Consider the following 19,416-nt stretch of genomic DNA (forward strand, 5'->3'; position numbering starts at 1 on the left):
GCGCCGCCGTGGAGGTCGGTCAGCAGGGCTTGTAGAACTTCCCGCCCGGGGCGTAGCAACGGGGTCCGGTGTAGCCGGGGATCTCGGCGTAGTAGCCGGGAGGAGCCTCGTTGACGATGTTTGCCCCCGGGTTCGGCGCGGGTGCCGGCGCGGGTGCCGGCGCGGGCGCCGGTGCGGGTGCGGGCACGGCTGCTCGGCGTGCGGCGTCGTCCGCGGCCTGCCGGGCCGCTTCCGCCTGGCGTGCCAGTTCGGCCTGGCGGGCTGCCTCGGCCTGACGCGCCGCCTCGGCCTCCGCCGCGCGACGCCGTTCCGCGGCACGCTCCTGGAGAGCGGAGACGTCCTTCCGGACGCCCGAGACCCCGCCCTCGATCGAGGGCATCCCGAGCAGGTGACGCACGTGCGGGTGCGCGTCGCCGTCGACGGCGTCGAGTGCCGCCAGGAACGCGAGGGCGGCCGCGACCTCACCGGCCGCATCGTCGAGGTCCGCCGGGGCGGCCTCGGCGAGCGCGCTCGTCGCCTGCTGCACCTGCGCCGGGATCGTGCAGCCGTGGCCGGGGTCGAGCAGACCGACCTGCTGCTGCTCGGCCTCGGCGAACGCCTCCTCGACGGGCGGCAGGAAGCGGTCGTTCGGGGCGATGTACATCGGTGTGCCCAGGCCCTGGCGGGCGATCTCGGCGTTGACCAGCATGCCGTCCACCAGGAACACCCCGGCCAGGGTCCGGTCGTAGGAGTCGGTGCGTTCCTGGTCGTACTCGAGGCCGACCTCGGTGCCGGCCGGCAGGAGCTCCTCGAGCAGGGCGGTGGCCTCCGGGCCGAGGCACTGGACGATCTCGTTCGGGTCCTTCGTCTCGGGGGTGTCGATGTTGAGCAGCCGTACGCGCACCACCTCACCGTCGACCCGGACGTCGACGGTGTCGCCGTCGACCACCCGCTCCACCACGGCGCGCTCGCCGCGCAGCTGCGCCGCGGCGGAGGCACCGCCGGCCCCGGCCGGGGAGGCGCTCGACGACGTGTCGCCGCTGGCGGCTTCCGTTCCGGCGCAGCCGGTCAGGAGCAGGAGGACGAGCGCGGAGGCACCGAGACGGAGGGAGGCCGGGGGAGGCATCATGGTGGTCCTGTCAGGAGATCGTCAGGTCTTCTCCAGCTTATCTGTGCACATGCAATCACCATCGACCACGGTCCGATCGGGTCGGCGGGCGTGTTCACGCTGAACACCAGGAACCACTGGTGTCAGGACGTCTGGGTCGGCGACCACGCAGTGATGGTGACTCGGCAGAATCAGCACCACCTCGCGCTCTTCGAACGTCCGTGCGCACCGCCCGACGGCGTCGCAGGATCTGGAGCCCCGGTCGGAGGCTCCGCTGGCTCTGCTCTTGGTGGTCTTCGGTCCTCACGACGTGCTCGGTGCCGTGCGATGGGTCGGCCGGAGCTGCCCTAGCTTGTCCCACTCGGTGTCTCTACCCTCGAGATGGAAGACGACAGCGCTGTCGACTTCCACGAGCAACGAACGAAGGGATCGGCCGCTATGAGCGGAGAACGCGGTCAGGTGAAACGACGCAGCCTCCAGCGCCGTGCGCACAGCCCCAAGGCACCACGTGTTCTCGCCGAGGGTGCCGTTCGCCGTCGGCGAGCGGGAGTGGCTGGCATGACGGCGGGGTACGTCGTGCTGCCGAGATCCGTCACAGCGTCACTCCCCTCTGTTCCGTCCGCGCTGGGGGAGGCAGCCCTCCGGGCGTTGTCCAGTGAGCAGCCTCGGGCGGTCACCGCGGAACAGGTGTACCGGGGGATGACCCCGTCTCCGGAGAGCACCGGATGGGGCAAGGAACTGGCGGAGGACCGGCAGAGCATTGTCTCTGTCGGAGATGCACATGGGTGTAGCGGCTGCCGAGTCGGTTCCGGCGAAGAAGGCTCTCAGAGAAGTTGAACTGGCGAGAACCAGGGCCACTTTCGGTGCCGGCATTCCCTACGACGACCGATGTGCCCTGGCCTTCGGTGTGGTGGTGGAACAGGCGGTCAGGGCGGGTGAGTCACACCGCAGAAATGTCATCGACAGGATGCTCGCCGCGACGGCCATGGTGCATGGACTCACCCTGGTCACTCGCAACGCGGCAGATTTCAAACACCTGGGCCAATTGGTGCAGGTGGACGAGCGGTGACGGCGGGGTGAATCCGGAAGTGCGATACCGGCCGGCGCCGGCCTGTCCTGGGCGGCCGGCTTCCGGGTTCCCGAGCGACGACGACGGGCCGCTCCTGCTCGCGGCCCGCTGCCGATCCGCGCAGGAGCGTCTCGGATGGCCTCGTCCCACTCGCGGCGACCATGATCGTCATCCACCCGAAGGTTCGACCAGCCGGATCTAGACTGGGGGTCCGGAAGCGGTTTTCTCCAGAGGAGCGTGCGCCATGGCCTTTGTCCAGCTGATCGAATACACCACCTCGAGGCCGGATGAGGTGGCCGAGGTGTACGCGGAGTGGGAGCGGGTCTCAGAGGGGAATCGAACCGCTCGCCGCGCCCTGTCGACGAGGGACCGCAATGACCCCAACCGCTACTGCGACATCGTCTTCTTCGACTCCTACGAGTCCGCCATGGAGAACTCCGAGCTCCCGCAGACCCAGGAGTACGCCAAGAAGCTGACCGAACTCATGGACGGGGAGCCCACGTTCCGCGACCTCGACGTCGTGGACGACCGCGAGCTCTAGCCGGCCGCGATGGACCTCAGCATCCCGGCGGTCGGGTTGCCCATCGTGGAGACCCCGCCGGATGCTCGGAGCGTGCGCGTCGCCTCTTGCGCGCACGTGCCCCGGCCGTGCACCGTTCGGGCATGATGACCGGGAATCGATCGCGGTTCACGGTGGCCGTGGTGATCGCGGTCCTGGCCCAGCTCGTGGCCGGTTACCTGTACCTGGTCAGCGGCCTGCTGGCTCCCCCGACGGCTGTGGTGCTGCTGGCCGTCTGGTGGGTGGTGCTCACGGTGGCCGGGGTGTGGCTGGTGCGGCGCCGGTCGTACCTGGTGCTGCTCGTGCCCGTCGTGGCCGCCGCGACGTGGTTCGCCGTCATGCTGTTCGGGGACCTGGTTCTCGGCTGGACCGCCTGACCCCTGAGGCGCCGTGTCAGAGAGGGGGGGCGGAAGGTTGCCGGTGCCGACGCGGATGCCTGCCGAACCGGTACGCGTGAGTGTTGACGCCGGCGGGGCGAAGATGAATAGTCCACAGGAACCGTCCCGACCGCCCGGGAGAGCGCGATGAAGCAATCCATCTCCACCGTTATCGACAGGCCTCCCGATGTCGTCTTCGACTTCGTCGCCGTCGACCATCTGCGCAACCACCCCCGATGGGACCCGTACATGCAGCTCCGGCAGCTCACCGACGGCCCGGTCGGCGTGGGCACGCGCTTTCGACGACGTCACACCAGGACCGGCCAGCCCGTAGAAGGAACGATGGAGGTCGTAGAGTTCGAAGTCGGGCGGTCGATGGGCGTGATCATCCACGAAGCCACCCCGAACGGACCGCTCGAGGTGCACTCCCGCATAGTGGTCGAGCCTGCGGGCAAGGGGCGGACGACCGTGACGATACACCTGAACATCCCCGCCATGGACGCCACGATGGATCCGAGCGCGGTGGAGGCCAGCCTGCGGCGGATGAAGGAGCTCATCGAATCCGAGACGTAGGCCGTCGGCCGGCCACGAACCTGATGTGAGACAGGGAGGACGTGAAGCCCGCGGCCGTGCTCAGCGCCGCTGCTGACCCCGTGCGCCGCCCCAGTGACCTCGGACTGGGCATCAGCAGTGAAGCGGGCCGACTGCCGGGACCGCTTCGACTTGAACGGTGGCGCTTCGACCCGGAGCCCCTTGCACCGGCCCGCCGCCGAATGGAAGAAGTTGCGGCACGCCCCGTCCAGGTCCGTCCTGGCCGAGGGCCCCCGGGCCGTTCGGGGTCCTCGGCGGCTTCGCCGGACTCGGCCCGCCCGAGGAACTCCCGCAGCTCCGGCTCCCCCCAACACGGCGATGCGCTGGCCCGCCCGGACGCGCTCGCCGAGGGTCAGCTCGCCGGTGATCACGACGACCTCCCCCTCCGGGGACGTGGGCGCCGGCACCGATGGGTCGGCCGGGGACGCCCCGCTGGTGGGGCGGTCTCCCCGGGCCCGGAACACCGACGCGGGCACCTGCCGCGGGCCCGCGGGGCGGGCCGCCGAGGACCCGCTGGCGAACCGGTCGAAGGAGGCGTTGTGCGCGACGACGGGCAGGCCGGCGCACAGCCGTTCCAGCCGCTGGGCCGTCTCCGCCCACGGGATGCCGTGGGTCGCGCAGTCGTCCCGGGCACGGTCACTCCACCTCCTCGACGACGAGGTTCATCCCGTCGTCGGGGTGGTAGCCCCACGACGCGTCGAACACGCCCCAGGACCCCGTCTGGCGTCCGTCCAGGGCGCGGGTGCTGTCCATGCGGGAGACGATGCTGTCGGAGACGCCCAGTCCCTGGAGGACGCACATCATCTCGAAGACATCGGCGCTGTAGGAGCTGTCCTCGCCGGTCGTCTGGATGGTGACGCTCCGCCCTTCGTCACCCACCGACACTCCGGAGCTGTCGATGAGACCGCAGTCCTCGACAGCGGTCTCGATCGTGGTGGACGAGGTCTCGGTCCATGAACCGACGGAGCCGGAGGCCGTGGGCGTCGAGTCGGCCCGCGGTGCGGTGGTGGAGGTGTCCGGAGCGCCGGGCGCCTCGTGGTCGTCGTGCGGGAAGCCTGCGCGGGGTGGCGGGGCGCCGGCCGGCAGCGTTCCGGCCGCGTGGCGCCCCGCGGCGTCCGTTCAGATCACTGGAGGTCCCAGGTGCCGCAGCGCTTGGTCTCGAAGTCCTGGCCCTCGGCGATGGTGACACTCGGCCGACCGCCACCGGGGATGTCGTTGGTGATGATGTCGTCCCCGTTGGTGCCGGTGGCGAGGATCGCCCAGTAGCAGCGGGAGCCGACGTCGGAGGTGGAACGGTAGGTGCCCGGGGCGATGTCCACGCCCACGGTCCACGTCCCCTCCCGGATGGTGTTCTCGGCCTTCTTCCGCTCGGCGCCGGAGACGGCCTCCTCACGCTTCTTCACGGCGGCCTCGGCCTCCTCGACCTTGCCCTCGCGCTCTCCCAGCGCCTTCTCGGCCGCCGAGACTTCGTCCTCGCGCTCCTGGAGCTCCGAGTGCCGCTCCTCGAGTCCGGAGGACATCTCGTCGTAGTCCTCCTGGAGCGACACGTAGTCCGCGTCGACGTCCGACTTGTCGGAGGCCAGGGAGACGTACTCGTCGCTGGCGGTCGGGTCCGACGCCGCGGCGCCGATGCCGATGCCTCCCGCGAACAGGGCGACGGCGGCCACGGCCGCCGCGACGCGCCGGGACGTGCGCGACCTCGGCCCCGCCCCGGATGGGACGGTGTCCTCGGCGGTCTCCCCGCCCGGTTCCGCTCGCCGGGTGAAGGGTCTGCGGGCGCGCGACCAGGCGCCCGACAGCGCAGGTCCGAGGCCGCGGCCGCTCCCGTCGTCGTCACGAGGCCCGCTGTCCGGAAGTCGGTCGGACGAGGCGGCCGGCATGGGACGGGTGGCGGGGTCGGCCGCGGCGACGTCGGCGTCGTCGTCGTCCGCCCAGAACTGCCACCCCTCGGGGGCCGGACCCCAGGCCGGGTCGGGCGACCACCCGGGAGGAGGGGTCCACCCGGCAGGGGGCTGGGGCCAGTTGGGGGGTGCAATGAAGTTCACGGTGCCGTCCAAAGTTCGCTCGGGGATGCTTCCGCAAACTTAACTTAAGTCCATGCAGGCGCAACTTCTGGGGAGTCACAATGACGAAACCTGCGCCCGTGCGTGCGGGAGCGGGGCGGCTGCCGTTTCCGCTGACCGGCGGGTCCGTCGGCCGCGGGCAGCGTGACGGCCTGTGGGTCGCCCGTTCAGGAGCTGGTGCGTACCACCAGTTCGGGAGGCAGCTGGCGGCTCTCCACGTCCTTCCCCGCCAGGATGTCCAGCATGAGCTCCAGGGCCTGCCGGCCGATCCGGTGCACGGGGGAGCGCACGGTCGTCAGGCCGATGCTTTCGGCCAGCGGCGTGTCGTTGAATCCCACGAGGGCCGTGTCGTCCGGTGTGCGCACCCCGCGGCGGGTGAACACGCCCAGGGCCCCGATGGCCGCGAAGTCGTTCACCGCGAACACGGCGTCGGGCAGCGGCCCCTGCGCGAGCAGCTTTTCGGCGGCCAAGGTCCCTGCCGGCGCGTCGAAGCCGCCGGTGAGGATCCGGGCCTCGTCGAGGGTGATCCCGTGCTCCGCCAGGGCGTCGAGGAAGCCGGCGCTGCGGTCCTTCGACGTCGACGCCCGTGGGTTGCCGGCGATGAGCCCGAAGGTGCGCCGCCCCGAGGCGACGAGGTGTTCGGCGACCATCCGCCCACCGGCGTAGTCGTCGCAGGTCACGGAGCGGTGCGGCGGTGAGCGCCGGTTCATGAGGGCGAACGGCACGCCACGCTCGGCGAGCTCGGCGAGGTACGGATCATCGAATAAGGCGTCGCCGAAGATCAGGCCGTCGGCCCGCCGATCCAGCAGTTTCTCCGCCTTGGCGCGGTGGGCATCGGCCCGGTCCAGCGAGTTGGAGACGACGGTGAAATATCCGTGCTCGGTGGCGGCCTCGTCGGCGCCCTCGTACATCGTGGCCAGCACGTAGTCCTGCAGCCGGGGAACGATGACCCCGATGAGGTGCGACTTGGCGGTCCGCAGCGAGGCCGCGTAAGGATTCCGCCGGTAGCCGCGCTCCTTCGCCAGCTCGAAGATCCGCTCCTTCGTCTCCTCCGAGGCCCATTTGGAGTTGAGGCCCTCGGGGTCGTTGAGTACGCGGGACACGGTGGAGGCGTTCAGCCCCAGCTCCGCGGCAAGGGCCTTCAGTGTGATCGATGTGCGTGTGCCCATGGTCCGTGTTCCTCCTCCGCGCCTCCGCAGTCATGACGAACGAAATCTCCCGGAGGTGTTGCACATCACTGTAGAACCCCCTTAGGCTCATACCCAACACATTACGCAAACGATTGCGGCACACGTTTGCATGGACTGTTGGGCCCTCGGGGCGGCATGGGAAGGACGGGGACGTGGCGCACATCCAACTGCTCGGCACCGGGGGGACCATTGCGTCCCGCGGCAACGGGGCCAAGGGGGCGGTGGCCACCGACACGGCGGCCGACCTCCTCGAGGCCGGGTACGGGAACCTCAGCGTGTCGGCGCGGGATCTCCTCACGACGGGCAGCTACCGGTTGAGTCTCGCCGACCTGCGCCGCATCGCCGTCGGCACACGGGAAGCCCTGCACGATGCGAGGAACGACGGCGTCGTCGTCACCCACGGGACCGACACCCTCGAGGAAACCGCGTTCCTGCTGGAGCTCGTGCACGACTCGGAACGCACCGTCGTCCTCACCGGGGCGCAGAAGCCGGCGGACAGCCCGGACCCGGACGGCCCGCGCAATGTGCGCGAAGCGGTGCTGGCGGCGGCCGACGAGCGGTTGCGCGGCACCGGGGTGCTGGTGTCCTTCGACGGCACCGTCCGCTCCGCCCGAGGCACGCGCAAGGCCCACACCACGGCCAGCAGCCCGTTCGACGGCGGCGTGGAGGTCGCCCACATGGCCGGGTCCCAGCTGGTCCTCACCGCCCGGCCCGCCCGGCGAGAGCCCCTGCCGCTGCCGCCGGAGGCCTTCGACACCACACGTGTCGAGATCGTCACGGCCTACCCCGGGGCGACGCGCGACCTGCTGGACTTCGCCGTGCGGTCCGGCGTCGATGCTGTCGTCCTCGCCGGGTCCGGAGTGGGCAACGCGGGACCGGGATTCGCCGAGGCCGTCGCCGAGGCCACCGGGGCGGGCTGCACGGTGGTCCTCAGCTCCAGGGTCCCCTGGGGCCCGGTCGTCCCCATCTACGGCAATGGCGGGGGCACCGACCTCGTCGAGGCAGGGGCCGTCCCCTCTGGCGATCTCAACCCCTTGCAGGCCCGCATCCTCGCGGCGCTCCTGATCTCCCTCGGCACGTCGAGCGGCGACATGCCCGAGGTCTTCCGGAACCACGTCTAGAACACACCGCTATCCAAGGAGGAATCATGTCCAAGAAGATCTACGTGTCCGTCGGCATCGATGTCGACGCCGTCGGCGGCTGGCTGGGGTCCTACGGCGGCGAGGACTCCCCGGGGGACATCTCCCGCGGTCTCTTCGCCGGTGAGGTCGGCGTGCCCCGGCTGCTCCAGCTCGCCCAGCGGCGCGAGATGCCGGTGACTTGGTTCTGGCCGGGCCACTCGATCGAGACGTTCCCCGAGCAGTTCGACGCGACCGTCGCCGCCGGCCACGAGATCGGCGTCCACGGGTACAGCCACGAGAACCCCATCGCCATGACCCGGCAGCAGGAGACCGAGATCCTCGACTACTGCACCGACCTCATCGAGCGGCGTGCAGGCAAGAAGCCCGTGGGATACGTGGCCCCGTGGTGGGAGTTCTCGTCGGTGACCAACGAGATCCTGCTCGAGCGTGGCTTCCTCTACGACCACTCCCTGATGCACGACGACCACACCCCGTACTACGTCCGGGTGGGCGACTCCTGGACCAAGATCGACTACGACGCGAAGTCCGCCCAGGAGTGGATGAAGCCGCTGGTCCGGGGCGAGGAGACCGACCTGATCGAGATCCCCGCCTCGTGGTACCTCGACGACCTCCCGCCGATGATGTTCATCAAGTCCAGCCCCAACAGCCACGGCTTCGTGAGCCCGCGGGACATCGAGCAGCTGTGGAAGGACCAGTTCGACTGGGTCTACCGGGAGATGGACTACGGGGTCTACCCCCTCACGATCCACCCTGACGTCTCCGGCCGTCCGCAGAACCTGCTCATGCTGGAGCGCCTCTTCGACCACATCCAGGGCCACGACGGCGTGGAGTTCGCCTTCATGGAGGACGTCGCCCGCGACTTCGCCGCCCGCAACCCGCGCAACTCCGCCTGACCCCTCTCCGGTGCAAAGGAACAGCCATCATGTCTCCCAACCCTTCTGACTCGACGACAGCCGTCGAGCCCTGGAACGTCAAAGTCACCCCGCAGATGGTGCGCAAGGTCTCCATCGTCTGCTTCATCGCCTGGGTCGTCTCCGTCTACGACTTCACCCTGTTCGGCACGCTGCTCCCCGTGATCGCGGCGGACTTCGGCTGGACGGCCGCGGAGGCCACCGCGGTCAACACCATCGCGCACGTCGGCATCTTCATCGTCGCCCTTGCCGTGGGTACGATCATCGACCGCATGGGCCGGAAGAACGCCCTCGTGATCCTCATGCTGGGCGGGGCCGCGGCGGCCGGCTTCACGGGTCTCGCCGCCGGCGCGGTGAGCCTGATCATCATCCGTTCGTTCTCCGGGTTCTCGATGTCCGAGGAGGTCGTCAACGCGGTCTACCTCAACGAGATGTACAAGGAGGCCAAGAACCGCGGCCTGATGTACTCGCTCGTCCAGGGCGGCTGGCCCGTGGGCGCGCTGGTCGCGGCCGGCCTCTCGGCCCTGCTCCTGCCGGTCATCGGCTGGCGCTGGAGCTTCGTCGTCGCCGCTGCCATGGCCCTGCTCGTGGCACTGCTCGCGTCGCGTCTGCCCGAGTCCCCCACCTTCGCGGCTATCCAGGAAGTGCAGCGGCGCCGTGCGGCCGGGGACATCGAGGGCGCCCACCAGCTGGCCGCCGAGCACGACCTCGAGGAGGGCAGCCACCACAAGACCGGCGTCAAGGACGTCTTCACCCCGGAGCTGCGCAAGCACACCACCCTGCTGGCTCTCGCCTGGTTCTTCAACTGGTTCGCCATCCAGGTCTTCGGCGTGCTCGGCACCACGGTGCTGGTCGAGGCCAAGGCCGTCACGTTCGAGAACGCGCTCATCGTGCTGGTGCTGGCCAACGCCGTGGGCTTCATCGGCTACGTCTTCCACGGCTGGCTCGGCGACCGCATCACCCGCAAGCGCGCCGTCGTCCTGGGCTGGCTGGCCGGCGGATTCGTGAGCCTGGCCATGCTCCTGGGCCCGGGAACGCCCCTGTTCATCTTCCCCATGTACGCGATGACGCTGTTCTTCCTGACCGGCCCCTACGCGGCCCTGCTGTTCTACATGGGCGAGTCCTTCCCGGCCCACGTGCGCGGCATGGGCGCGAACGTGGCCCACGTGATGGCACCGCTGGGCGGCATCGCCGGCTCCGGCGTGCTCAGTCTGCTCCTGTTCCTCGACGTGGAAATGCAGTGGGCCGCGATCGTTGCGGGCACCGGCGGACTCTTCGTCTCGGCGCTGTGCATGGCCGGCACCCGCACCATCCGGGACGCCGGGAAGAAGACGACGGTGATCGCATGATGCGCGACGACGGACTCGAGGGAAAGGTCGCCGTCATCTCCGGTGGCGGCAGCGGGATCGGCCGGGCGTTGGCCGTGGCCTACGCCCGGGCCGGGGCCCACAGCGTCGTCGGCTATCTGCCGTCGGATCCCCACGACGCCACGGACACCGTGCGCGCCGTGGAGTCCGCCGGCGGCCGGTGCGCGGCCGTGCCCATGGACGTGCGCAGCTTCGAGGACACCGAGAAGCTCGCCCAGGCCGCGCTCGACGAGTTCGGCCGCCTGGACATCTCGGTGGCGGCCGCAGGGATCCTGCGCCGCGCCTCGCTGGCCGACATGACGGACGAGGCGTGGGACGACATGATGGCCGTGGACCTCTCCGGGGTGCTGCGCGTCTTCCGCTCCTGCAGCTCCCGGATGACCGAGGGCGGGGCCATGGTGGCCACCTCCTCGATCGCCGGCGGGGTCTACGGCTGGGAGGACCACAGCCACTACGCTGCCGCGAAGTCCGGACTGATCGGTCTGTGCCGCTCCCTGGCCGTGGAGCTGGCCCCCCGGAAGATCCGCGTGAACACGGTCATCCCGGGCCTCATCGAGAGCCCGCAGTCGCTGGACTCGGTGAACTCCCTGGGCCGGGAGGGCCTCGACGCCGCGGGCTCCATCATCCCGTGGGGCCGGGTCGGCCACGTCGACGAGGCCGCCCGCACCATCCGCTTCCTCACCAGCGACGACTCCGCCTACGTCACCGGGCAGCAGCTCATCGTCGACGGCGGCCTCACCGTCCGCTGGCCCAGCTGAACCACCGAGAGGAGTCCGACATGGACAAGCAACTGAACGGAAAGGTCGCCGTCATCACCGGTGGCGGCAGTGGCATCGGCGCCGCCATCGCCACGCTCTTCGCCCGGGAGGGCGCCGACGTCGCCGTGCTGGACCGTGACGAGGCGCTGGCCACGTCGGTGGCCGAGGAGTGCTGGGCCTCCGGCGTCCGCGCAGCGGCGCACGGCGTGGACGTCACCGACGGCGACGCTGTGCGGCAGGCCATGGACGCGGTCGCCCAGGAGTTCGGCGGCATCGACATCCTGGTCAGTGCCGCCGGCATCCTGGACGAGACCCCGTTGCTGGAGATGGACGAGACGACGTTCGACCGGACCCTCGCGGTCGACCTCAAGGGCGTGTTCCTGGCCGGACGCTGGGCCGCTCCCCACATGGTGGAACGCGGGGGTGGACGGATCATCAACATCGCCTCCCAGCTCGGCATCAAGGGCGGGACGGGCCTGACGCACTACGTCGCGGCCAAGGCCGGGGTGATCGGCATGACGAAGGCCATGGCTCTGGAGCTCGCCGAGCACGGGATCCTGGTCAACGCGATCGCACCCGGACCCATCACGACGCCGCTCATCGAGGGACTGTCCGAGGAGTGGAAGGCCGCCAAGCAGGCGGAGCTGCCCATCGGGCGCTTCGGCGAGGCCCACGAGGTGGCCCCGACGGCGCTGCTGCTGGCCTCTTCACCCGGTGGGGACCTCTACACCGGGCAGACCCTGGGACCCAACAGCGGCGACGTGATGCCGTAGGCGGGAGAGGAGTCCCCATGTGCGCAGGATGCCCCGGCGGTCGTGCGGTCTCGGCCGCCACCGCGCACCTCAACGCCCACGGTCTCAAACCGGCGGTCCGCAAAGAGCTGCAGCGGCGCGCAGGCCACCGGGCGACCGTGACCGTGTTCGGGGACCAGTGGGTGCTGCGCTCGCGAACCGGGGCGCAGCAGGTGCTGCCGGATCTGGAGCATCTGCTGGCCGCCATGGTCGAACGCGGCCTGCTGGACCGCGGCTCGGTGCCGGAGGACGCCTCCGGCGCCCACCTTGTGGACTCGCTGCTCCGGTAGCAGGCCCGGGTGAACGACGACGGCGCCCGTGTTCCTCTGCGGAGGGGCGCGGGCGCCGCCCGGTCCCGGGGAATGCCTGGACCCGCACAATCGTTTGCCCTTCTGATCACAGGCCGCGCCGTCACCGGTCGCGGCCCACCACCAAGACAACGTGAAGGAGATCGTCGTGACGAATTCCGCCCCGCTCTGGTCGCCCCTGACCATCGGCCCCGTCCAGCTGGAGAATCGCGTCGCCCTGGCGCCGATGACCCGGATCAGCGCCACGGAGGAGGGCCTGGTCACCGACCGGATGGTGTCCTACTACGAGGGCTACGCCCGCGGCGGCTTCGGACTGCTCATCACCGAGGGGATCTACCCGGACACCGCTCACGGCCAGGGCTACCTGTACCAGCCCGGCATCGCCACGGACGAGCAGGCCCGGGCCTGGGCCCCGGTGGTGGAGGCCGTCCACGCGAACGGGGCGAAGATCTTCGCCCAGCTCATGCACGCCGGCGCCCAGGCGCAGGGCAACCGCTACGTCGGGGCCACGGTCGGCCCCTCGGCGGTGGCCCCGAAGGGCGAGCAGCTGGGCTTCTACCGCGGTGAGGGCCCGTACCCGGTCCCGGAGGAGATCACCCGGGAGCAGATGGACGAGGTCCGTGACGACTTCGTCGCCGCGGCCCTGCGCGCGCAGCAGGCCGGGTTCGACGGCGTGGAGATCCACGGCGCCAACGGTTACCTGCTGGACCAGTTCCTCACCGACTACCTCAACCGCCGCACCGACGAGTACGGCGGGTCGGCGCAGAACCGGGTGCGGTTCCCGGCCGAGGTCGCCCGGGCGGTGCGCGAGGCCGTGGGCCCGGAGACGGCCGTTGGGATCCGGATCTCCCAGGCCAAGGTCAGCGACCACGACCACAAGTGGGCCGGCGGGGAGGAGGAGGCGGGGACCATCTTCTCCACCCTGGCCGCCACCGGCGTCGACTTCGTGCACACCACCGAGTACCGGGCCTACGCCCCGGCCTTCGAGGAGGGCGGGCCGTCCCTGGCCGCCCTGGCCAAGAAGCACTCGGGCCTGCCCGTGATCGCCAACGGCCACCTGGACGACCCCGAGACCGCGGTGTCCATGCTCGCCGACGGCGCCGCCGACGTCGTCGCCCTGGGCAAGGCCGCCCTGGCCAACCGGGACTGGCCGCGGCGGGTCCGCGAGGGCCAGGAGCTGGCCGACCTGGACGCGAGCCTCTTCGACCCCGTCGCCGACGTCAAGGACTGGGAGCTGGAGCTCTCCTAGCGCTCATCGGGTAGCGCTCAACGGGACAACGCGAGGGGCGGTGCCGGAACACGGCACCGCCCCTCGTCGTGGGAGCTCAGGAGGCGCTCACAGCGCCGAGATCTCCTGGAGCCTGCGCGCCCGCTCCCGCCGGGCCTCGTGGGCCTCCTCGAGAGTCACCGCCCGGAACCGGGTGACCGTGCCGGGAGTGGCGCGGGCCAGCAGGTCCATGTCCGCGGAGATCACGGTGCCGACCATGGCGTAGCCGCCGCCGGAGACGGCGTCGCGGTGCAGCACGATCGGCTGGGTCCCGCCGGGGATCTGGATGGAGCCCACGGCGTATCCGGCGTCGACGATGTTGGACGGGTCCGAGCCCGCCCCGAAGGGCTGCTCACGCTCGATCCACTCGACTCCGGGGCCCTGGTACCGCAGGCCCATGCGGTCGGCCACGGGGGTGAGCTTCCACTCCTCCTCCACCAGGCGGCGCCTGCCCTCGTCGGTCAGCAGGTGGTCGTAGAGACCCCACACCATTCGCAGCTCCTGCGGCCCGCCGAGGGCCGGCCGGAGGTGCTCGGGCAGCTCCGCGGCGGACGGAAGCTCCCCGGCCGGTGCGCCCACGGGCACGACGTCGCCGGTCTCCAGCTTCCGCCCGTTCACCCCGCCGAGCCGCCCGATGGCGTAGGTGGAGCGGGAGCCGAGGACGGCCGGCACGTCGATCCCGCCGCGCACCGCCAGGTAGAACCGGGCGCCGCCCTTGATCACGCCGAACTTCACGGCGTCGCCCTCGGCGAGCTCCAGGCGGGTCCAGCCCGGGCGTTCCTGGCCGTTGACCAGCACGGACACCTCGGCACCGGTGACGGCGATCGTGGTCGGGGCGTCCACGGTGAACTGCGGGCCCACATATGTGCACTCCAGCACGGCACGGTCGGCCGGGTTGCCGACCAGGGCGTTCGCGGCCTGCGCCGACTCCTGGTCCATGGCCCCGCCCTGCGGGATGCCCACGTTGTAATAGCCGATCCGTCCCTGGTCCTGGACGGTGGTCAGCAGCCCGGGCTGCTCAATTCTCAGCGCCATCGAGGGCCTCCAGAAGGGTGCGGTTGTAGGTGTCGGGGTCGGCGAGCGCGGCTTCGACGTCGAAGGTCACGGGCGCCTGCTTGTACCGCCAGGTGCCCGCCTCGACCTGCTCCTGGATCGCCCGGTACTCGGCCTCCTCGACGGGCCGGAACTTCACGATGTCCCCGGGGCGGAACAGGATGAGGAAGTCCTGGAAGTCGGGCAGGGTCTGCTCCGGCTCGTAGATGGGCGCGGCCGCGACCCCGAACATCTGGTAGCCGCCCGCGCCTCGCACGGAGTAGATGCAGGCGAAGCACCCGCCGTGGCCGACCGTCAGGGGCGGGGTGTCCGTGCGGGGACTGAGGTACTTGGGCACCTGGAGCTGCCGCTCCCGTGGGACGAGCTGGTACATGAACGGCAGCCCCGCCACGAACCCGACCATGGACACCAGCCACGGGGATCCGTGGTGGCGGCGGATGAACTCGGCGGCGTCGTCGAGTCCGTTGACCTTCGCGGCGTAGTCGAGGTCGGAGCCGCCGGGGTCCTGGTGGTAGCCCTCGCGGAAGCGCTGGACCACCTCGGCGGTGTACGGGTCCTGGTACCAGACCGGCACTTCGATGATCCGGGTCCGCACCGTGTGCTGCGTGGACTCCCGCGCCTGCTCCTCGAGCTCCCGGGTGCGGCGTTCCAGCTCCCCGGCGTCGAGGGCGTCGGGGTCGAACCGCACCAGGAGGGACGCGTTGGCGGGGCACACGTCCACGATCCCGTCCAGCTCCAGGGCGGTGAGGCCCTGGGCGACCGTGGTCGCCAGGTAGTTGGCCTTGAGGTCCATGGCCTCGTCGAACTCGACGAACAGGAACTCGTCGCCGCCCCAGGTGTACCGGGCGGCGGGGGCGTTGAGGATCTCCGTCATGAGGCGCTCCCGGTGCTCTGCAGTTCGGTCTCGATGTAGGTGGTCCAGTGCCGGACGTGGGTGAACGTCGGGTCGGTGACCAGCCGCGCCAGCAGGGGCACCGTGGTCTTGATGCCCTCGATGTGGGTGGCCGCCAGCGCGTCGGCCATCCGCCGCACGGCTTCCTCGCGCGTTGCCCCGTGCACGATCAGCTTCGCCAGCAGGGAGTCGTAGAAGGGGGCCACGGTGTCCCCGGCGCGCACCCCGGCGTCCACCCGGCAGCTCTCGTCCTGCGGCCAGTCGAGCCGGGTCAGGGTGCCCGGACTGGGCAGGAAACCGCGGTCCGGGTCCTCGGCGTTGATCCGGCACTCGACGGAGTGGCCGTCGAACACGACGTCCTCCTGCCGCAGCTGCGTGCGCCCGGTCGAGGCGACGCGCAGCTGCTCCGCGACCAGGTCGACGCCCGTGACGAACTCGGTGACGGGGTGCTCCACCTGCAGGCGGGTGTTCATCTCGATGAACGCCGCCTCCTGGCGGGCGGGATCGTAGAGGTACTCGACCGTGCCCACGCCCGTGTACCGGCAGAGGCGGGCCAGGTTCACGGCGGAGTCCCGGATGCGCTCGCGGACCGCGTCCGGAAGGTCGGGCGCCGGGGCCTCCTCCACGATCTTCTGCGAACGGCGCTGCAGGGAGCAGTCGCGGTCGCCCAGGTGCAGGAACGTCTCCCCGTCGCCGAGCACCTGCACCTCCACGTGCCGGGCGCGCTCGACGAAGCGCTCGAGGTAGACGGTCGGGTCGCCGAAGCTCGCGGAGGCCTCCGCGCGGGCGACGTCGACGGTCTTCAGCAGGTCCTCCTCCGCACGGACCAGCCGGATGCCGCGCCCGCCGCCCCCGGCCGAGGCCTTGATGACGAGCGGGTAGCCGACGGTCCGCGCAAGGGCGAGGACCTCGCCGTCGTTGTCCGTGAGCGGACCGTTCGAGCCGGGGAGGACGGGGACGCCGGCGGCGATCGCGGCCTCCAGGGCGCGGGTCTTGTGCCCCATCAGGTCGATGACGTCGGGGGAGGGTCCCACCCAGGTCATCCCGGCCTCCTGCACGGCCCGTGCGAAGGCTGCGTTCTCGGAGAGGAACCCGTAGCCCGGGTGGACGGCGTCGCAGCCGTGCTCCCGCCCCGCGGCGACGAGGGCGGCGGCGTTGAGGTAGGAGGCCTGTGCGGGGGCGGGACCGACGACGGCGACGGCGTCCGCGAGGTCGGCCGCCATCGACCGCTGGTCGATCTCGCTGACGGCAAGCACGGTGCGGATGCCCATGTCCCGGGCGGAACGCAGGATGCGGACGGCGATCTCACCCCGGTTGGCGACGAGGAGTGTGGAGATCGTCATGGTTCAGCCCTCGACGACGACGGCGATGGTGTCCCCGGGGCTGACCATGGCGGAGTCCTCCACGGCGAAGCTCTCGAGGGTCCCGGAGGCGTCCGTGTGGATCTCGGTGAACTGCTTCATGATCTCGACCATGCCGATGACCTGGCCGGTCTCGACGCGGTCGCCCTCCTGGACGTACGGGTCCTTGTCGGGGCCGGGCCTGCGGTAGAAGACGCCGGGCAAGGGGGACTGGATCTCGGCCATGGGTGGTCCTTTCGGTGATGTGGTGGTGAGAGGTGGTTGCGTCAGCGGACCGGGGCGGACTCGAGGGCCTCACGCACGGCGCGGGCCACCGCCGGGGCGCCGGGGGCGTCGGAGTGCACGCACACGGAGTCGAAGCGCATCGGCAGCTCGGTGCCGTCCTCCGCGCACACGGTGCCCGAGGCCAGGGCCTGCGTCACGCGCTCCGCGGCCGCTCGGGGGTCGGTGCTGCGCGGTGTGCGCTCGATGATCAGCCCGCCCTGCGCGTTGTAGTTCAGGTCGACGTAGAGCTCGGCGACGAAAGGCACATCCCGGTCGGCGCAGACGGCCTCGTGGGCGGTCCCGGCCATCCCGAGCACGGAGACGCCGTAGTCCCGGGCGACGGCGGCCACGGACTCCATGAGGGCGGGGTCCCGGGCGACCATGCCGTACAGCGAGCCGTGCGGCTTGATGTGGTGCAGCTCGGCCCGGTGCCGGGCCAGGAAGCCGGTCAGGGCGCCGACCTGGTAGCGGACCAGGGACTCGACCTCCTCGGGTGTGAGCACCATGGGGCGGCGGCCGAATCCCCACTGGTCCGGGAGGGAGGGGTGGGCGCCGACCCGCACGCCGTGGGCCGCGGCGGACGCCACGGTCTCGGACATGATGTCGGGATCGCCGGCGTGGAAGCCGCACGCGACGTTGGCGAGGTCCACGATCTGCATCAGTTCGGGGTCGTTGCCGAAGCGGTGCAGGCCGATGCCCTCGCCCATGTCGGAGTTGACGGTGGGGCGGGTCTGTTCTGTGGCCATGGTCACAGGCTAGGTGTGGCGCCGGGCTCCTGGAATGGGCGTAACGCCCTGGTTGGAGTAAATTCCAGGGCGGAGTGCACAAAAGATGGGGGACCCATGGATCTGCGCGACCTGCTGACCGACCCGGTGCTGCACCTCGTCCTGCACACACCCACCTCCTCGGAGCGGCTGGGCCGGTCGCTGGCGTGGTGCGCGCCCACCGAGCTGCTGGATCCCTCCGCGTACCTGACCACCAACTCCCTGGTGCTCACCACGGGGATGGGACTCAACTTCAAGGACCCGCGGACCTGGGACGCCTACGTGGAACGATTGGCCCACGTGTCGGTGGCCGGGATCGTCTTCAGCACCGGTGATGCGCACCGCGAGGTGCCGCCGGGCCTCGTCGAGGCGGCCACCGATCACGACGTGCCCCTGCTCGAACTGGTCTCCGACGTGCCCACGCTCCTGCTGCTGCGCCACGTCGAGTCCACCCTGGAGACCGAGCGGTTCCACACGGCGCAGCGGACGTGGGATCTCGCCGACTCGTGCGCCCGGCTCGCCGCCGAGGGGGTGGACGTCACCGCGTTGCTCGACCACATCGAGACCGCCACCGGTGGGCCCGTGGCGCTGACCGACGAGGCCGGCTCGCCCCTGTTCTCGTCCCGGAACTGGCACGGCCCGGCGGCGGACCGCAGCACGGCGCGCCGGCTGCCCCTGCCGGGCGACCTCGCGGGGCAGTGCTTCCTCGTGGTGCCCTCGCCGAGCGGCCGGGACATCGCCGGCCCCGCCGCGGCGGTCATCGCCATGCACGTCTCCCAGGCGCTGGGCGGGGCGTCGTCGTCGTCCGGTGCCGCTCAGCCCTTCGTCGACGCCCTCCTGGCCTCGGGCTCGGGCTCGGGGGCCGCGGCCGTGGCCGGCGCGGTGGCGGCGGCCGGGCTCGACCCGGATTCACCCGCGCTGGCGCTGTGCCTGGACCTGAGCGACCCGACCTCGGCCCCCGCCGTCGCGTCCGAGAGGCGCCGGGCGCGGCACTTCCAGCTGTGGCGCGTGCGCAGCGTACTCGAGTCCCTCGGTTGCGGTGTGCGGCAGGCGGAGCGCACCGGCGTGCACGTGCTGGTCGTTCAGGGCGCGGCGCTGGAGCGGCCCGATCAGGTGGACGTGCTCTTCGAGCGCGTGCGCGCGATCGGGGACCACGGCCGGATCGGCGGCGCGATGACCGCGGTGGCCGCCAGGCCGCACCGGCTGGCGTCGTCGGTGCCCGTGGCCCTGGCCGAAGCCCGTTCGGCCGAGACGCTCGTGCGGGCGGGCGACCGGACCCTGCTGGACCTGGTCGCCCGCTCCGCTCCGATCGGCGCCCAGGACCTCGCCCGCGAACTCCTGGACCGCCTGCGGCGCAGCGATCCATCGTCGGCGCTCCTGACCACCCTGGAGACCGTGGTGCGGCACGCGGGCCGGCGCGCGGCGGCCGCCGCGGCCCTGGGCGTGCACCGCAACACCCTCACGACGCGACTGCAGCGCATCGAGGCCCTCACCGGGTGGGACCTGGCGGACGGGGACACCCTCGCGGCCCTGTCGGTGGCGCTGCGGCTGGCCAGGGCGTGAGAGTCCCCGAGCGGCGCGACCTCGATCACGCACCTGCCG

At 71.1% G+C, this 19,416-nt stretch carries 21 protein-coding genes; 12 read left to right on the forward strand and 9 right to left on the reverse strand.

Annotated features, from left to right (window positions below; all coding sequences use genetic code 11):
* Positions 1-19: 19 nt before the first annotated feature.
* Positions 20-1,108 (reverse strand): thermonuclease family protein, encoded by a 1,089-nt coding sequence (locus ACH9EU_RS06230; RefSeq protein ID WP_396413074.1) that lies wholly within the window; start codon positions 1,106-1,108, stop codon positions 20-22.
* A gap of 760 nt (positions 1,109-1,868) precedes the next feature.
* Between ACH9EU_RS06230 and ACH9EU_RS06235 the strand changes: the two genes are divergently transcribed.
* The 4 genes from ACH9EU_RS06235 (at position 1,869) to ACH9EU_RS06250 (ending at position 3,665) form a co-directional block, all read left to right on the forward strand.
* A complete protein-coding gene (locus ACH9EU_RS06235) occupies positions 1,869-2,156 on the forward strand; it encodes a PIN domain-containing protein (RefSeq protein ID WP_396413075.1) in 288 nt (95 codons plus the stop codon).
* A gap of 244 nt (positions 2,157-2,400) precedes the next feature.
* On the forward strand, positions 2,401-2,697 hold the full coding sequence (locus ACH9EU_RS06240; RefSeq protein ID WP_396413076.1) for a hypothetical protein: 297 nt from the start codon (positions 2,401-2,403) through the stop codon (positions 2,695-2,697).
* Positions 2,698-2,819: 122 nt separating this feature from the next.
* Positions 2,820-3,092: a hypothetical protein gene (locus ACH9EU_RS06245; RefSeq protein ID WP_396413077.1), complete on the forward strand. Its 273-nt coding sequence runs from the start codon at positions 2,820-2,822 to the stop codon at positions 3,090-3,092.
* A gap of 147 nt (positions 3,093-3,239) precedes the next feature.
* On the forward strand, positions 3,240-3,665 hold the full coding sequence (locus ACH9EU_RS06250; protein WP_396413078.1) for an SRPBCC family protein: 426 nt from the start codon (positions 3,240-3,242) through the stop codon (positions 3,663-3,665).
* Positions 3,666-4,319: 654 nt separating this feature from the next.
* Here the strand turns inward: ACH9EU_RS06250 and ACH9EU_RS06255 are convergent.
* From ACH9EU_RS06255 to ACH9EU_RS06265, 3 genes are all read right to left on the reverse strand, one after another.
* Positions 4,320-4,562 (reverse strand): hypothetical protein, encoded by a 243-nt coding sequence (locus ACH9EU_RS06255; RefSeq protein WP_396413079.1) that lies wholly within the window; start codon positions 4,560-4,562, stop codon positions 4,320-4,322.
* Between the two features lie 245 nt (positions 4,563-4,807).
* Positions 4,808-5,728 carry a hypothetical protein gene (locus ACH9EU_RS06260; protein WP_396413080.1) on the reverse strand — a complete coding sequence of 307 codons (921 nt, stop codon included), beginning with the start codon at positions 5,726-5,728 and terminating at the stop codon, positions 4,808-4,810.
* A gap of 185 nt (positions 5,729-5,913) precedes the next feature.
* On the reverse strand, positions 5,914-6,915 hold the full coding sequence (locus ACH9EU_RS06265) for a substrate-binding domain-containing protein (protein ID WP_396413081.1): 1,002 nt from the start codon (positions 6,913-6,915) through the stop codon (positions 5,914-5,916).
* 173 nt (positions 6,916-7,088) lie between these two features.
* On the opposite strand from ACH9EU_RS06265, the gene ACH9EU_RS06270 reads away from it, so the two are divergent.
* From ACH9EU_RS06270 to ACH9EU_RS06300, 7 genes are all read left to right on the forward strand, one after another.
* Entirely contained in the window at positions 7,089-8,057 is a 969-nt protein-coding gene (locus ACH9EU_RS06270; RefSeq protein WP_396413082.1) for an asparaginase domain-containing protein, read from the forward strand.
* A gap of 26 nt (positions 8,058-8,083) precedes the next feature.
* On the forward strand, positions 8,084-8,971 hold the full coding sequence (locus ACH9EU_RS06275) for a polysaccharide deacetylase family protein (RefSeq protein WP_396413083.1): 888 nt from the start codon (positions 8,084-8,086) through the stop codon (positions 8,969-8,971).
* Between the two features lie 29 nt (positions 8,972-9,000).
* Positions 9,001-10,338 carry an MFS transporter gene (locus ACH9EU_RS06280; RefSeq protein ID WP_396413084.1) on the forward strand — a complete coding sequence of 446 codons (1,338 nt, stop codon included), beginning with the start codon at positions 9,001-9,003 and terminating at the stop codon, positions 10,336-10,338.
* Positions 10,335-11,114, forward strand: coding sequence for an SDR family oxidoreductase (locus ACH9EU_RS06285; protein WP_396413085.1), 780 nt, complete (start codon positions 10,335-10,337; stop codon positions 11,112-11,114). Before ACH9EU_RS06280 ends, ACH9EU_RS06285 begins: the two co-directional genes overlap by 4 nt.
* 20 nt (positions 11,115-11,134) lie before the next feature.
* Positions 11,135-11,887: an SDR family NAD(P)-dependent oxidoreductase gene (locus ACH9EU_RS06290; RefSeq protein WP_396413086.1), complete on the forward strand. Its 753-nt coding sequence runs from the start codon at positions 11,135-11,137 to the stop codon at positions 11,885-11,887.
* Between the two features lie 17 nt (positions 11,888-11,904).
* Positions 11,905-12,195: a hypothetical protein gene (locus tag ACH9EU_RS06295; protein ID WP_396413087.1), complete on the forward strand. Its 291-nt coding sequence runs from the start codon at positions 11,905-11,907 to the stop codon at positions 12,193-12,195.
* Positions 12,196-12,361: 166 nt separating this feature from the next.
* Positions 12,362-13,462 (forward strand): oxidoreductase, encoded by a 1,101-nt coding sequence (locus ACH9EU_RS06300; protein ID WP_396413088.1) that lies wholly within the window; start codon positions 12,362-12,364, stop codon positions 13,460-13,462.
* An 87-nt stretch (positions 13,463-13,549) separates the two neighbouring features.
* Here the strand turns inward: ACH9EU_RS06300 and ACH9EU_RS06305 are convergent, their stop codons facing one another.
* Genes ACH9EU_RS06305 through ACH9EU_RS06325 form a run of 5 tightly spaced genes read right to left on the reverse strand, consistent with a single transcriptional unit; the run spans position 13,550 to position 17,796 of the window.
* Positions 13,550-14,515 (reverse strand): 5-oxoprolinase/urea amidolyase family protein, encoded by a 966-nt coding sequence (locus ACH9EU_RS06305; RefSeq protein ID WP_396413089.1) that lies wholly within the window; start codon positions 14,513-14,515, stop codon positions 13,550-13,552.
* A complete protein-coding gene (locus ACH9EU_RS06310) occupies positions 14,499-15,407 on the reverse strand; it encodes a carboxyltransferase domain-containing protein (RefSeq protein WP_396413090.1) in 909 nt (302 codons plus the stop codon). Before ACH9EU_RS06310 ends, ACH9EU_RS06305 begins: the two co-directional genes overlap by 17 nt.
* The gene (locus ACH9EU_RS06315; protein ID WP_396413091.1) at positions 15,404-16,768 is read right to left on the reverse strand and encodes an ATP-binding protein; all 1,365 of its coding nucleotides are present in this window, start codon (positions 16,766-16,768) and stop codon (positions 15,404-15,406) included. Before ACH9EU_RS06315 ends, ACH9EU_RS06310 begins: the two co-directional genes overlap by 4 nt.
* Before the next feature lie 3 nt (positions 16,769-16,771).
* Complete coding sequence (locus ACH9EU_RS06320; RefSeq protein WP_396413092.1) at positions 16,772-17,011, reverse strand: acetyl-CoA carboxylase; 240 nt, start codon at positions 17,009-17,011, stop codon at positions 16,772-16,774.
* A gap of 41 nt (positions 17,012-17,052) precedes the next feature.
* A complete protein-coding gene (locus ACH9EU_RS06325) occupies positions 17,053-17,796 on the reverse strand; it encodes a 5-oxoprolinase subunit PxpA (protein WP_396413093.1) in 744 nt (247 codons plus the stop codon).
* 96 nt (positions 17,797-17,892) lie between these two features.
* On the opposite strand from ACH9EU_RS06325, the gene ACH9EU_RS06330 reads away from it, so the two are divergent.
* Positions 17,893-19,377 (forward strand): PucR family transcriptional regulator, encoded by a 1,485-nt coding sequence (locus ACH9EU_RS06330; RefSeq protein WP_396413094.1) that lies wholly within the window; start codon positions 17,893-17,895, stop codon positions 19,375-19,377.
* The last annotated feature ends 39 nt before the right edge of the window (positions 19,378-19,416 follow it).

The organism is Kocuria rhizosphaerae (genome assembly GCF_044462265.1).
In the GTDB taxonomy this organism is placed as follows: Bacteria; Actinomycetota; Actinomycetes; order Actinomycetales; family Micrococcaceae; genus Kocuria; species Kocuria rhizosphaerae.

Excerpts from the sequence above, each read along its gene's own strand:
- ACH9EU_RS06230 (WP_396413074.1), bottom strand. The coding sequence starts at position 1,108 with ATGATGCCTCCCCCGGCCTCCCTCCGTCTCGGTGCCTCCGCGCTCGTC.
- ACH9EU_RS06235 (WP_396413075.1), top strand. The coding sequence starts at position 1,869 with ATGGGTGTAGCGGCTGCCGAGTCGGTTCCGGCGAAGAAGGCTCTCAGA.
- ACH9EU_RS06240 (WP_396413076.1), top strand. The coding sequence starts at position 2,401 with ATGGCCTTTGTCCAGCTGATCGAATACACCACCTCGAGGCCGGATGAG.
- ACH9EU_RS06245 (WP_396413077.1), top strand. The coding sequence starts at position 2,820 with ATGATGACCGGGAATCGATCGCGGTTCACGGTGGCCGTGGTGATCGCG.
- ACH9EU_RS06250 (WP_396413078.1), top strand. The coding sequence starts at position 3,240 with ATGAAGCAATCCATCTCCACCGTTATCGACAGGCCTCCCGATGTCGTC.
- ACH9EU_RS06265 (WP_396413081.1), bottom strand. The coding sequence starts at position 6,915 with ATGGGCACACGCACATCGATCACACTGAAGGCCCTTGCCGCGGAGCTG.
- ACH9EU_RS06275 (WP_396413083.1), top strand. The coding sequence starts at position 8,084 with ATGTCCAAGAAGATCTACGTGTCCGTCGGCATCGATGTCGACGCCGTC.
- ACH9EU_RS06280 (WP_396413084.1), top strand. The coding sequence starts at position 9,001 with ATGTCTCCCAACCCTTCTGACTCGACGACAGCCGTCGAGCCCTGGAAC.
- ACH9EU_RS06285 (WP_396413085.1), top strand. The coding sequence starts at position 10,335 with ATGATGCGCGACGACGGACTCGAGGGAAAGGTCGCCGTCATCTCCGGT.
- ACH9EU_RS06290 (WP_396413086.1), top strand. The coding sequence starts at position 11,135 with ATGGACAAGCAACTGAACGGAAAGGTCGCCGTCATCACCGGTGGCGGC.
- ACH9EU_RS06295 (WP_396413087.1), top strand. The coding sequence starts at position 11,905 with ATGTGCGCAGGATGCCCCGGCGGTCGTGCGGTCTCGGCCGCCACCGCG.
- ACH9EU_RS06305 (WP_396413089.1), bottom strand. The coding sequence starts at position 14,515 with ATGGCGCTGAGAATTGAGCAGCCCGGGCTGCTGACCACCGTCCAGGAC.
- ACH9EU_RS06310 (WP_396413090.1), bottom strand. The coding sequence starts at position 15,407 with ATGACGGAGATCCTCAACGCCCCCGCCGCCCGGTACACCTGGGGCGGC.
- ACH9EU_RS06315 (WP_396413091.1), bottom strand. The coding sequence starts at position 16,768 with ATGACGATCTCCACACTCCTCGTCGCCAACCGGGGTGAGATCGCCGTC.
- ACH9EU_RS06320 (WP_396413092.1), bottom strand. The coding sequence starts at position 17,011 with ATGGCCGAGATCCAGTCCCCCTTGCCCGGCGTCTTCTACCGCAGGCCC.
- ACH9EU_RS06325 (WP_396413093.1), bottom strand. The coding sequence starts at position 17,796 with ATGGCCACAGAACAGACCCGCCCCACCGTCAACTCCGACATGGGCGAG.
- ACH9EU_RS06330 (WP_396413094.1), top strand. The coding sequence starts at position 17,893 with ATGGATCTGCGCGACCTGCTGACCGACCCGGTGCTGCACCTCGTCCTG.